The sequence below is a fragment of the Synechococcus sp. ROS8604 genome, assembly GCF_014279655.1.
Classification (GTDB): domain Bacteria; phylum Cyanobacteriota; class Cyanobacteriia; order PCC-6307; family Cyanobiaceae; genus Synechococcus_C.
The window spans coordinates 1,530,546-1,542,709 of the sequence record NZ_CP047946.1; the positions used below are offsets into that span (position 1 = coordinate 1,530,546).

Genomic DNA, 12,164 nt, shown 5'->3' on the forward strand with positions numbered 1-12,164 from the left:
GTCTCAGGGGCTGCTCACCGTGATCCTGTTGCCGTTGCCGCCAATTTCCTCGAGTTCAAAGGAGTGATGGCCGCTCATCGCCCAGCGCTGGCCTGAGCCATCCACCATCTCCCGGCGATCCGTGGTCGGCGGACCGACGGCCGTGAAGCTGAACATCGGACCTTCGGCGTGGGAGAAGTAGAGCGTGAAGCCGCCTTTTGCTGCAGTCTCGGTTCTGCAGGTTGAGGCGATGCCATTGATCGTGCAGGCGAGCGGCCACGTCGCTTTGTCTTGAATCGGGGGACGGCCATAGAAATCGTGGGGTTGGGCAGCTTGTTCATGGGGCAGTTCCGTGAGGTCGGGAAAGTTGCCGCGGGTGGATCCATTGGCGTCGTAGGTCACCACCTGGAGGGATCCGGATCCGTCCAACGGCTTGGCCAGCTGGACCATGGCAACGCCGCTGTCGCATGGCCGTGGTTGCAGGGTGAGCCGGACAACGCCGTACACCAGGTCCGTTGGTTCAGATGGAGGAATCAGCTGATCGGGAAAGCGGCCGTTGCGTCCCCAGGGGAGTTGTTCAACGCTGTAATCGCTGTCGCAGATCCCATTGGCGGCGTTACCCCACCGCACCCGGTTCGGTTCGACGCTGAGCACATCGATCACAGCGCGCCCGGCCGTGCTGTTGCCCTGCCAGCGTCCTAAGAAGAAATTGTCGCTGTCCCAACCCTTGGGCTTTTCAGGGTTCGCGACTGGTTGTTGAGTGTCCGGGGTTGGTGCCGAAGTGTTGGCTTGAGGGTGACTGCAGGCCCCGAGCAGAACGGTGGCTGTCAACAGAGCAGTGCATCCTTTGAAGATCCTGATCATCGTGTCAATGAGCTGTGGTGCAACCAACCGCTGAGAGCTTCTTCGTAGCCATCCTCTTCGCGTAGGCGGTAAATCGTCCGGCTTTTTATGCGCGCTATGGGTGACGGCTTCTCCCTGCCAATGCTCGTTGAACTCCGCTTGAAACAGAATCACGGTTGGACATTGCACGACACATTCGTTTTAACCCTGGCCTTGTGATCTCAAAGCAATCTGGCAATCATGCGAGAGCAGGCAATAGCCACCACTGACTTTTTTCGCTTGATCCGTCATCTTTGCAGTAGAAATAACGCTGGTAGCTTCAGCAATGCATTGAGACAGCTTCGCAATTAATATCCAGAATTGACCAATGAAGGGGGTCACGTCAAGGTAACTTCTAGAAACGATGGTGGAAGCTGCAATATGGTAATTCCCTCAATCCGATGAGCTTTGGACCGGCATGATTTGGGTTGATGCTCTTACAGCCTATGTGGGCAAGTCAGGGCCAAGAGCGATAAAGCTCACCAAGAATCACCACTACCCGCGCAAGGTCGCAGCTGCTGAGCTGTTTTCCTCGAACTGGGCCACCGTTAACGATCCCGCCGAGGAAGTATTGCGGCGCTTCTCGGGTTGTTATGGGCAGTTCAATCTCGTTCTGCCTGAAGAGAACAAGCGGCTGGTCAAGTACCAGAAAACTCAAAACTTTATTTCTCCTGCTGATTCTTATGCCAAAGCAGGCATTGAGCTCAAGCCACTTTCGCAGCAGATGCTAAAAGCCATGCAGGCATGTAAAGCTGAACTTGCCTCGAGTGTTCTCTCCGGAAACATCGATTAATGTCTTATTTAATGGTAACCCTCTATCAGCTACCTCTTAAAGTTCCACCCGGCGGATTGTGCCTGATGGGTGGATTGACAACAGCTTGATCCATTCCTCAGCAGAATTACTGCATTGACGGGGAATCTGGTGGCTGGAGCTGGTGTGAATCCTTCGGGCCAGCGCTGGGGTTTCTGTCCGCTGCTGCCACCAAGAAGTGTTTGATCTCGATGAGTTTAAGGGGCTGATCCCTGAGTTGTCCCTGGGATTTTGTGCAACTGGTCGTGTTTATGGGCTAGTGCTGATTCGCAGCCTGAATAGCTATCAGTGTGGCCCTTGTCACTACTGTTGAGACCTGACTCTGGGCTGGATTTAGAAATCGGCGCTCTTGCTACTTGCTGAACGCCTGCACCAGGTGATGCCAGCAAGATGAACGTGTCTGTAGCTGGCAACGGTGTCGATGAAGCCACTTAGCACGCTCGGCTTGGAGTTGGGTATGGCATTGCTCTGCGGGAACCAAGCCTTGTCGTAGTCCAACCAACAGCTTCTGCAGGACGGTTTGATAAGCCCACTGGTGTTTGAGCTGCTGGAACAACAGGGGGTCCAAGACGCCGAAGAAACTACTGATCAAGAGGCGGCTTGGAATCGTGCTGGCCATCAAGAAACCCCACCACAGGGGGGGTGATGAGGTTTTTTGGTTGTCCTTCACCGTTTGAAGAGGCAGGCAGAGCCAGCATCTTCAGAACTCAATCATTAGAGATTGAATCCATAGATGGTTGCAAATTCATCCTGGAACGGAGACGTTTTCAGGAGCTCGCTGATTCCCAGTTCATCCTGCCAATCGGTAATGGGCCTTTCCCAGCCCTCTTCCCAGCGAGGTGAGAACAGTTCAGGAACCTTCTGGCCAACTACAATGCCAAAACCGATTGCATCCCAGATCAGCCTGCGCCACTTGGTTCGTAAGCACCACGCAGCATCCACGATGAAAGAGTTCCTATATCAGTGGGGACTGATCCAGTGCTTGCATAAAACGCCGTCGCAGCAGCTTCGCCAGGCACTGTGATCGGTAGACCAAGAATCGTGTGGTGAATCTCATGCAACCTGAAAGCTCTGGTTGTCGCGAATTCTTCATCGGTTTGAGATTCTGGTATCTGCGATTGATCAACTAAAATAGAAATCTCAAGCTTCTCCAGACGGCGATGCACGCACCAACCAAGGCTCCCTTTTGGCATAGCAGCCATTTGCTCAAGATCTGGCCATCGTGCTGAAGGCCGGTTGGCCAGTAGCTCCTGAACTTTTGGGGTGGCTAGGTTCCTTTCTATACAGTCTTTCTGCAGCTTGGTACTACCTGGAATTCCTAAATATCGGCCGTGTTGAAAGATCCTTTCAGGCTGCTTTGCTGTCTGCAGAATCGAAATCCCTAGCTTTGTGACACCCTCTGAAAATGATGAGCGTACGTAGTTCTTTTGTTCTGTAACCATCAGTGAATGAAGCTCTGCAATCAATGTCGCTGGAACCCCAAAAGATTTCTTCCCCCGAATGGGTGATTTGTTTCTGAGACTTTGCTGAGTCACCAGGGATCTGCTTGACCAGTCGGGAAGCGTCAGCCGTGGCGCCAAAGACGAACAGAGCTGGCCCTGGTGCCGCTGCTGCCACTTAAGGGTGTTTGAGAGCAACTAGTTTGAGGCTATTGGCCTTGCGTTGTCCCTAGTTTTTTGTGCAACTGGGTAGGAGTGAGTGCAACACAAAAAATAGATGCTCGATTCAGCGACGGATGACTAGGTTTTATGCCTCTTCAAAAGCTTGTGATGAAATTGAATGACTGATGCCGCGGAGGGAGATCATTCCAATGCCATGCATCCCATCGCAATTGTGCACGGTCATGTTCGGGTTTATCCGAAACCAAGATTCGAACGTCCTGATCTCCCTGCAACGCTGAGAAACTTGATGTGATCACTGGCAGGGTTATACACCGTGTAGTTCGCTCCAGAACCGATTCCGATCACACTGCGTTTGGGTACAGCCTGATTGCTTTGTCCTTCCCCGGCGTGATCTTTCACTTTGGACTGGATCTGCCCCCCAGTGAGTTGCAATCGGAATTGCCGACCACTGCGAGCGGTGAACAGTCTGTTCACATCCAAGCGAGTCAGGCGATCCAGAAGGATCAACGGTGAGGTGGTTTCCTGCAACGAATCACCAACGTCGGCTGAGCTGCCGTGGATGAGTCCACAGTCCAGTTCGATGAAGCCGAATTGCAGTGATGCCAGCCAGTTGATGTGGTCCTGGCTTACAGCTTCACGCAGGTGCTGCATTGTGGATGCACCGTCAGGCTTGTTCCGAACGTCTGGCTTCTGGTTGCCGCGGTAGCCGTAGTCGACCAATAGCTGTTCTTCCCACCATCCATAGACGCAGTTGGGCTGCAGATCGCCGCGCTTGGGTTGTCGTAAACGCATCAATAGCGCATCGCAGTTGCGATCAGGACTGATCATGTCGCCCAAGACAAATAAATGTGCAGTACCGCGCTGTTTTTTTATCTCGGATTGGATCCGCTCGTAGAGATCAAGATCCCCACGCAGTCCACTCACCAGAGCCCATCGTTCCATCATCGCTCGCACACATGGCTGGCATCTTCAGCACGCTCGGCATATTCGAAGCCATGGCTCAGTCGCCAGGCAAACACTTCGGGCAAGCCCGCCTCAACAATCGCCTGGCAGGTTTTGGCCACGTCGTAATTCACCTCTCGGATGCTGACTTCGCCACTTACATCGTCATGGACGACGTAGGTGGCTTTGGTGCTGCCGTGCCTGGGTTCTCCAACGGAGCCAGCATTCACGATGCGACACATCGGCAGGGTCATCTCCTGTTCACGGGCTGGCTCACTGCCGCTTTGCTGCACGCTGACGCGGATTGAACCACCGCTCAGTTCGCGCACATAGGGCTGATGGGTATGACCACAGAACAACGTTTCAGCTCCTGCTGTTTCCACTCGCTCCAATGCGGCAAAAGCATTCATGTCTGGCAGTAGATACTCGTGCTGGCTGTTGGGACTTCCGTGAACGAACAGCAACTTGTCCCGTCGCAGGGTGGTCGGCAATTGGGCGAGGAATGCTTTGTTGTCGTCCGTTAAACAATTGGCTGTCCAGTGATGGGCTTGATGGCCCCGCCGCTCGGCCAACTGGGAGGGATAGCTGCATTCACAGGCGTTGAGGCCATCGATGATGTCTTCATCCCAGCAGCCTTGGCAGGTGGGAATGGCGCGCTCGCGCACGAGTTCCACCACTTCATTGGGCTGAGGGCCATAACCAACCAGGTCGCCCAAGCAGGTGATGGTTTTGATGCCTTGTTGGTCGATGTCGTCCAGCACGGCTTCAAAAGCCGCGAGGTTGGCATGTAGGCAGGAGATCACGGCGTGGGCCATCGTTAGCAGGGGTTTAAAAAGTGGGTTGAAGATTGGATTGTTGATCCCGCAGAGGGGCCTGCTGAAGCTCCAAAACGTCGTCACTGAGCAAGCAGTCGTTAATCGTGCTTTCGATGCCTGATGGAATCAGGTCCTTTCCCTGGATCACGAGGTGAGACCGTCGACGGGGCCTGCCGGTTGGCGGAACCACCGACTGCAAAGGAAGAAATTGAGATCCCGATGGGCTCACCATCCAGTTGCAGAAAAAAGATCGTCCATCCGGCATGTTCATCAGTGCCTTGGCGCGATAAACATCCCCATAGGCTCCGTTCACCAACTCGAACCAGAAGCTGCTGAGGCTGTTCGGATCCCAAACGCACCCCTGAAGATCGCGGTGCCAGGCCTCAAGTTTGGTGAAGTCCAGGGTGTCTTGTTTGGGAAGTTCCGGGTCCACCCCGAAATGCAACGTTCGATCCGGGGTGAGATGGAACCGGTCCAGTTGCTGCTTGATTTGCGGATCAGGTCGGTCAGCGCTTGGCTTTGGTGCAGAAAACTGCTGGGCCTCTATCAACACAAAACGGTCACTCGACGACAGCTGTGAATCGGAGGTTGGCTCGGACCAATCCTCCAGCTGGGGAATCTGGTCCATCAGCCAGCTGCGGTCGATGCCTGCGTTATGGCCAAGTTCCAGGCCGTCATGGGTCGTTCCGTCGAGACGGAGATAAGCGCAGCTGCCCCCATGGTTCAGCAGGGTTTCGCGTATCCAATTGGTTTTTCCGCAGCCAGGGGGGCCGGTGATCAACCAGATCTGCTGCATGGTGAATGGGCTAGGTCGTCGCCCCGCTCCAGAGCAAGCCTGGAATGGGAATCATTCTCATTATGGCCACACAAGCGATTCTGACTGCTAAATCAAGGGTTAGGTCAGCAATGCCGAGCAATGCGGTTAACTGGTCCCTCAAATCAAGGTTGCAGGCCGCTTCGTCAAGACCGGCGACCTTCATACAACTCTTGCCAGGAACGTTTGATTTTTTGGAGAGGCAGAATCTATTTGTATGTGGTTAAAAAGCTAGTTCTGAAGTCGACGAATATTCGTTAGGGCATGATCTTTGCTCGGATCATTGCTTGGTTCTGCTGAAAGTCGATCATCAGGGGCTCTGTCTTATTGCAACTCAGCAGCTACATGGCTGAACCATTAGGCAGAATCATGAGTACGGGCCAAGAAATGAGTGGCTGCAAGCAGCATTCAATCTGTAGATCAACGCTGGCCCTGGTGGCCGCTGATGCCTCTTTAGGCCACCTGTTTGCAATAATTTTAATGAGAGCAACCCTAGATTGTCCTTACAATTTTGTGCAACTGGGCGTGAGTTTGTACAACTGAGTGATGTATTGAGAGCAAAAACAAAACCTCGTACTTTGTATGTAACGGTTTTCAACCCGTTACTGAACAAACTTTGCTTCGCATCATGTGTCTCGCTCAAGTACCACTTGATGAAAGGTTTTCAAGGCTCTTGAACCCTGGTTATGGCTACGCGATCGAAGAACAAGGGCGAAAGTCCACGCTTCCAGGTTTTCTAACGGCTGGACTCTTACGACAGCATCTCGGGTTGGCGGGTAGTTATAGTAAGTACATATCAATCAGACCCAATACGACTACCAACAGATTGCACCTGATATAAATCAGGAGCGCTCCCCACATCGTTCGGATCGTTAAAAACGTGCTCTTGAGTCATTACGCGAGATGTAAAGTGGTGGGTTTGAGTTTTGCACTTGAGATTCGCTCCAGTTACTGCAGTGACATTCAGCCTTAGCTTCCACTCTCGGAGGCGATTCCAACCTTTCAGGTTGGCCTATCACTTAAGGGGAGCTCTGCTGACTTCAGGGATCAATCTGATCTTAGAACTTGTCTAAACGTTGGAATTGCTGATCACAAGCGCGTCTATTTGTATTCAATACGTGAGGAACGAAGCCGAACTATCTAATTTCAAGATGCCGTTGGATGGTCAAACCATGGATATCGACCCCAGCCAGTTGCCACTGGACGGTATCAAGCGTGGTGGCGGATGGTCCGTGATCACAGGATGGGGACGGGCTTTATTGAGCAGAAGGGGCAAAAGGCTCTGGCGAACGTTGAATCACAAAAGTGCTTGTTTGTCTTGTGCTTGGGGGACTGGAGGTCAGAACGGTGGCTTTCGCGATGAGCTAGGGGAGCCGCTCCAGCGTTGTATCAAAAGTGTTGAGGCGATCCAGTCCGAACTGCAGCCAGCTGTTCCTCGCCATGTTTTTGATCGCCTCAGCCTGGGTGAACTGCAGAACTTTGACTCAGCGTCCTGTGACCGACTTGGGCGCCTGGATCGCCCCTTGATTCATCGGGCGGGTCAGGATTTTTATGAACCGATTCAGTGGGACGAGGTTTACAAACGTCTGGCCGATGCTTTCCTGGCCTCCCCTCCCGAGCGAGTTGCCTCTTACAGCTCTGGACGATCCTCCAATGAAGCGGCTTATTTGCTCCAGTTGTTGATGCGGGCGCGAGGGTCGAATAACCTCGCGGACTGTTCCGATCTCTGCCATGCACCATCGAGTGTGGGACTCACTCGCGTTTTCGGCAGCGGCACCTCCAATGTGAGCTTGGAGAGTTTGCGTCAAGCCGATGGCGTCGTTTTGGTCGGCTCTAACGCCCCGGCGAATCACCCTCGCTTGATGAATGAGTTGATTCGCCTCCGCGATCGAGGGGGCACGGTGGTGGTGATCAATCCTGTGGTTGAAGGGGGTCTTCTCAAATTTGGCTCCCCTGCCTTCCCGATCCGTTCCCTATTGCTCGGGAGTGAGATCGCTTCTCTCTTCTTGCAACCGATTCCAGGATCGGATACGGCCGTTTTTCTTGGTTTTCAAAAGGCCTGGTTGGAAAGTGGCGCTATCGCATGGGAGTTTGTGAAGTCGCATAGCGACGGTTGGGAGGCCTTGCAAGAACAACTGATGTCAACCAGCTGGGAGTCGATCACCCAGTGCTGTGGCCTCAGTCGAGAAGAGTTGGAACACACCGCTGCCCGTTTGGCGAGTTGTCGTGCTGTGGTGTTCGCCTGGGCCATGGGGATCACGCATCACTCCAATGGAACGACCAATGTGCAGGCCATTGCTAACTCGGCTGTTTTAAGCGGAAATGTGGGCCGTCCTGGCACGGGAACAATGCCGATCCGTGGTCATTCCAACGTGCAGGGGTTTGGCTCGATGGGGGTGTCCATTCGCTTGCGCGAACCGATGCGACTGGCCCTCGAAGCATTACTGAAACGCCCCTTGAGCCGCACTCCCGGCTATCACGCCCGTGATCTGATCGAGGCTGCCGATCAGGGGCAGGTGGATGCATTGCTCTGTCTTGGCGGCAATCTGTATGGCGCCAATCCTGATAGCAATCAGGCTCGTCGCGCCCTTGGTCAGATTGACACGGTTGCCTATCTCGCTCGGCAAAGAGATCGGATTTCTGCAGGGAACTCTGGACGAGAAACTTGCTCCTTGGATGCAACCGATCGTGGACAACCTGGATTTCCTGACGGGTGATGCCATGAGCAATGAGCAATGAGCAATGAGCAATGAGCAAAAGGATGATCGCCGCCGCCATGGTGGTGGTCCAAAAAGCTCCTGGTCTGATCTCCGCGAGATGGGACTTCTAGAAGTAGAAGCCATCAATTACATCCGTGGACATTCGATTCCTCATCAATTCATGGTGGTCGACGAAGCGCAAAATCTCACCCCTGATGAGGTGAAAACAATCGTGACTCGTGTGGGTGAAGGAACGAAAATCGTGTTTACCGGTGACCCGTATCAGATTGATAACACCTACGTGGATGCGGAGAGCATCGGTCTCACTTGGCTCGCAGAGCGCTTAAAAGGTCAGATTCTCGTTGGTCATATGACCTTGACGCGGGGAGAACGAAGTGCATTGGCTGAACTAGCAGCCAACATGTTGGAAAAGAGCAGCCCATGGTTTCAAATTTCATGGATTCAGGCTTGCCAAGTGAAGATCCAGTCCGAGTGGCTCACAACCTTGAGCAGATCATTCACTCGGACACCTATCGACTCGCGCATCAGGATCTTGATCTTCTCAATCGTTCCTCAATGCGTGGCGTAAGGATGTTGCTGGAAATCAGCAAGCCTGAGCTTTTCCTGGAGGAGGCTGGCATCACCTCAACTATCATTGTATTTGGAGATGCAAGATTACAGGAAAAGTCAGCTGCAGAAACGAGTCTTAAGGAAGCGATCAAAGGGCTTGATGAACATCCAGATTCAGTACAATGGAAGCAAAAGGTGAGTCGAGCCAGAAAAATGGTGGAACTATCGTCGTTTTATGACGCAGCAAGGGAATTTGCCTTTCTAGCCTCTCATTTTGGTCAATCAGGACCAATCTCAGGGCCTAGTTGTTCAACCCATGTGATTGTGACAGGAGGTGGTCCTGGAATTATGGAAGCGGCTAATCGTGGTGCTTTTGATGCTGGTTGCCGTTCAATCGGACTGAATATTGAACTACCACATGAACAAAATCCTAATCCATACATTACGCCAAATCTCTGTTTTAAGTTTAAGTATTTTGCACTACGTAAATTTCACTTTGTGATGCGTGCCGTAGGTGCTGTTTTGTTTCCAGGTGGTTACGGCACCCTCGATGAGCTTTTGAGTTATTAACGCTACGGCAAGTGGGAACACAACATGCCATGCCTATTGTGCTCTTCGGCAAAGACTATTAGTCACGACTTATTGATTTTAAATTCATGGCTGATTCAGGACTAATTGATGATGAAGACCTGAAACTCATCCAGTTTGCCGACACTGCCACTGAGGCTTGGGATCTGATTCAGAGTCAGAGTCAGACTCCTAGGCATAGACAATATGGACCATATGCAAACATTTATCTTAATAACAACATCTCTTCTGTCTGAGGGTTCCGTAAATATATGCTACTCCAATAAGAAACAAATAGGCTGAACAGCGAGCACCATTCATATAAAAATTACCTGCACATCAAGGCAACCATTCTAGCCATCAACTGATCAGTCAAGGACCTAGCGCTTGTCCTCTCAATCTGGAAGCCGTCATCGCATCAATCGCTCTGATAGAAACAAACAATCAAAACCTCAAGACTCACATCAGCTTCCTTTCTTGAAAACCTGAAGATGGCATAACACCATTGCTAGAATTGAATCTACGACACATTGAAAGCCATGGGCGATATCTGGTTTGACGCCAATCATCTTGAAGCTTGGCTAAGTGGACAGCCCGTAATCCACGACCTTTGCTTAAAATTAAAAATTGGAGAGTCAACAACAATACTGGGGCCAAATGGGGCTGGCAAAAGCACCATCGTTAACATCATTAATCGCAGTCTTTACCCAATCGTTAAGCCGGATTCTCATTTTGCGATTTTTGGAACGAGCATCATCAATATTTGGGAACTGCGCTCCTCTATTGGGATCGTTAATAGCGACTTAGAAACAAGATTTCGTCCATCAATTCTTGCAAGAGAATTGATTCAAAGTGCCTTTTTTGGTTCAACACGGCTAGGTCGTGACCAAAATCCCAGCCTGGATCAAATCACCAAAAGCGACATACTTCTGAAACAACTGAATCTTGAGGCCTTCGCAGAGAAGCCCTATGGACAGCTATCAGACGGCCAGCGTCGCCGGTTGATGATTGCCAGAGCGCTCGTCCACAATCCAAAGGTGCTGGTTCTTGATGAACCATGTAGGGCACTCGATCTCAAGGCATGCCATCAACTCTTGATCACCATGCGAGAGCTGTGCCAAAAAGGCACCACCCTTCTGGTGATTACCCATCGGATTGACACCATTCTCCCGGAAATGCGCAGGATTTTATTCGTAAAGCAGGGAAGAATTTGCGCAGATGGTACTCCAAAACAATTACTAAAAGACCACAGACTAAGCAATCTGTTTAATACTCCATTACGCGTACTCGAGCACAAGGGATTCAGACAGGTCTTACCAGGTTGAGCGCAGGTGCCATCAGTTGCAACCAGCAAAGCCTCCTGGCTCAGGATCCGATCAACATGCATATTTCTGGCTCAATAGACCAAGAATTCCTACTCATGAATGAACAAATTGACTGTGCTGAACGCCTAATCTCTCAAGGAATACTATGATAAGAGTAAAATGGCACTCTAGCTTTATGGAATTTATAATTGCAAAAACAAGATAAAACTAATCAGCATGAGTTTTCTCTTCAAGCTCTAGTGAGAGAAAATAATTCAAGAAGGTGCGTACCACAGCGACAGCAGCTAATTGAATAAGGGCTGATGCTTCTCTACTGACAGTAGTCTGCACGACATTAGCCCCAAGCTGAAACTCAAGAGCCAAAGCTATCCAACTGCCAAAGGTTAAGCGTGCCGATGCGAGGGGGCCACGAGCCAAAAGTCTGGCGGGAATTTTTCTCAACCTCAAATTCCCATGTGGCGTGAGAATTGCAATCAACCCAATGCCAACCGAAATCACAGATAAGCATTCAAGAAAAAGTCGTAAGCCCTCAGCCGCAACTAGCAGTACATGTTCCAGCTACTCCATTTTGAATAAACCGATAATTTCTTTTATTATGAATCAGCGATGGCAAAATACGCAACGGCATGAAGCCGACGTACATTTCTTCCAGTTTATGAATCGTTTCTTGATTCATTTATTTCCCAGTCTTTGCAGTGCATCATTCTCAGAAAGCATCTCGAAACCGTTAGACAAGCAACTACAATGTTCAATTACTGAATAGAAGGAAGAGCATTATTGGCAATATCTAGTGGCTTAATTATTTACTATCCACCTTAAATCACATTGCTTGCTGCCATGCACTACATCAAGCAGACGCTTATGAATGCTATGGTCAAAACAATTTAAGTATTTGACTTACAGCGTAAAAGTGAGTAACGAAATTCACGGACGATCGAAACACGGCCAAGAAAATAAGAGTTGTTCAGCCAATCTCATCCCAGGATAAATATCAGTTGCATTAAATCAAAGCACCAATTCAGCTTTCAAGAAGAAAAGCGTATTGATTTTATTGAGCCATCTTCAACCAACAGACTGCTCGATTCCACAATCTCGCTCCAAAGAGGTCATGAAGGCCAGTCTTGAATGTTTCCCAAAG

General features: G+C 50.8%; 10 protein-coding genes and 2 pseudogenes. 5 read left to right on the plus strand and 7 right to left on the minus strand.

The features are described from left to right. Nucleotides 1-3 precede the first annotated feature (3 nt). Nucleotides 4-810: a hypothetical protein gene (locus tag SynROS8604_RS08025; RefSeq protein ID WP_186543576.1), complete on the minus strand. Its 807-nt coding sequence runs from the start codon at nucleotides 808-810 to the stop codon at nucleotides 4-6. Between the two features lie 469 nt (nucleotides 811-1,279). Between SynROS8604_RS08025 and SynROS8604_RS08030 the strand changes: the two genes are divergently transcribed. Further along, a complete protein-coding gene (locus SynROS8604_RS08030; RefSeq protein WP_186543578.1) occupies nucleotides 1,280-1,654 on the plus strand; it encodes a hypothetical protein in 375 nt (124 codons plus the stop codon). Nucleotides 1,655-2,024: 370 nt separating this feature from the next. On the opposite strand, the gene SynROS8604_RS08035 is transcribed toward SynROS8604_RS08030, so the two are convergent. From SynROS8604_RS08035 to SynROS8604_RS08055, 5 genes are all read right to left on the minus strand, one after another. Then, nucleotides 2,025-2,291: a hypothetical protein gene (locus SynROS8604_RS08035; RefSeq protein ID WP_186543579.1), complete on the minus strand. Its 267-nt coding sequence runs from the start codon at nucleotides 2,289-2,291 to the stop codon at nucleotides 2,025-2,027. 280 nt (nucleotides 2,292-2,571) lie between these two features. Then, nucleotides 2,572-3,207, minus strand: a complete 636-nt coding sequence (locus tag SynROS8604_RS08040; protein WP_255444957.1) for a Coq4 family protein — start codon at nucleotides 3,205-3,207, stop codon at nucleotides 2,572-2,574. Nucleotides 3,208-3,525: 318 nt separating this feature from the next. Beyond that, entirely contained in the window at nucleotides 3,526-4,236 is a 711-nt protein-coding gene (locus tag SynROS8604_RS08045) for a phosphoesterase (RefSeq protein WP_186545893.1), read from the minus strand. After that, nucleotides 4,236-5,051, minus strand: coding sequence for a metallophosphoesterase (locus SynROS8604_RS08050; RefSeq protein ID WP_186543581.1), 816 nt, complete (start codon nucleotides 5,049-5,051; stop codon nucleotides 4,236-4,238). The genes SynROS8604_RS08045 and SynROS8604_RS08050 overlap by 1 nt, the downstream gene beginning before the upstream one ends. Nucleotides 5,052-5,064: 13 nt before the next feature. After that, on the minus strand, nucleotides 5,065-5,847 hold the full coding sequence (locus tag SynROS8604_RS08055) for an ATPase (protein ID WP_186543583.1): 783 nt from the start codon (nucleotides 5,845-5,847) through the stop codon (nucleotides 5,065-5,067). Nucleotides 5,848-7,037: 1,190 nt separating this feature from the next. Between SynROS8604_RS08055 and SynROS8604_RS08060 the strand changes: the two genes are divergently transcribed. From SynROS8604_RS08060 to SynROS8604_RS08075, 4 genes and pseudogenes are all read left to right on the plus strand, one after another. Next, nucleotides 7,038-8,582, plus strand: coding sequence for a molybdopterin-dependent oxidoreductase (locus SynROS8604_RS08060; protein ID WP_370586492.1), 1,545 nt, complete (start codon nucleotides 7,038-7,040; stop codon nucleotides 8,580-8,582). Then, nucleotides 8,470-8,991: pseudogene (locus tag SynROS8604_RS08065) on the plus strand (PhoH family protein); the annotation flags it as partial. The gene SynROS8604_RS08060 and the pseudogene SynROS8604_RS08065, both read left to right, overlap by 113 nt. A gap of 29 nt (nucleotides 8,992-9,020) precedes the next feature. Beyond that, nucleotides 9,021-9,958, plus strand: a pseudogene (locus tag SynROS8604_RS08070) (LOG family protein). A gap of 282 nt (nucleotides 9,959-10,240) precedes the next feature. Beyond that, nucleotides 10,241-11,026, plus strand: coding sequence for an ABC transporter ATP-binding protein (locus SynROS8604_RS08075; protein WP_186543585.1), 786 nt, complete (start codon nucleotides 10,241-10,243; stop codon nucleotides 11,024-11,026). Between the two features lie 207 nt (nucleotides 11,027-11,233). Here the strand turns inward: SynROS8604_RS08075 and SynROS8604_RS08080 are convergent, their stop codons facing one another. Beyond that, nucleotides 11,234-11,503 carry a DUF1622 domain-containing protein gene (locus SynROS8604_RS08080; RefSeq protein WP_370586493.1) on the minus strand — a complete coding sequence of 90 codons (270 nt, stop codon included), beginning with the start codon at nucleotides 11,501-11,503 and terminating at the stop codon, nucleotides 11,234-11,236. Nucleotides 11,504-12,164 lie beyond the last annotated feature (661 nt).

Bases quoted from the DNA above. Each gene is read 5' to 3' on its own strand.
- SynROS8604_RS08030 (WP_186543578.1), top strand. From the start codon at position 1,280: ATGATTTGGGTTGATGCTCTTACAGCCTATGTGGGCAAGTCAGGGCCA.
- SynROS8604_RS08035 (WP_186543579.1), bottom strand. From the start codon at position 2,291: ATGGCCAGCACGATTCCAAGCCGCCTCTTGATCAGTAGTTTCTTCGGC.
- SynROS8604_RS08045 (WP_186545893.1), bottom strand. From the start codon at position 4,236: ATGGAACGATGGGCTCTGGTGAGTGGACTGCGTGGGGATCTTGATCTC.
- SynROS8604_RS08050 (WP_186543581.1), bottom strand. From the start codon at position 5,051: ATGGCCCACGCCGTGATCTCCTGCCTACATGCCAACCTCGCGGCTTTT.
- SynROS8604_RS08055 (WP_186543583.1), bottom strand. From the start codon at position 5,847: ATGCAGCAGATCTGGTTGATCACCGGCCCCCCTGGCTGCGGAAAAACC.
- SynROS8604_RS08060 (WP_370586492.1), top strand. From the start codon at position 7,038: ATGGATATCGACCCCAGCCAGTTGCCACTGGACGGTATCAAGCGTGGT.
- SynROS8604_RS08075 (WP_186543585.1), top strand. From the start codon at position 10,241: ATGGGCGATATCTGGTTTGACGCCAATCATCTTGAAGCTTGGCTAAGT.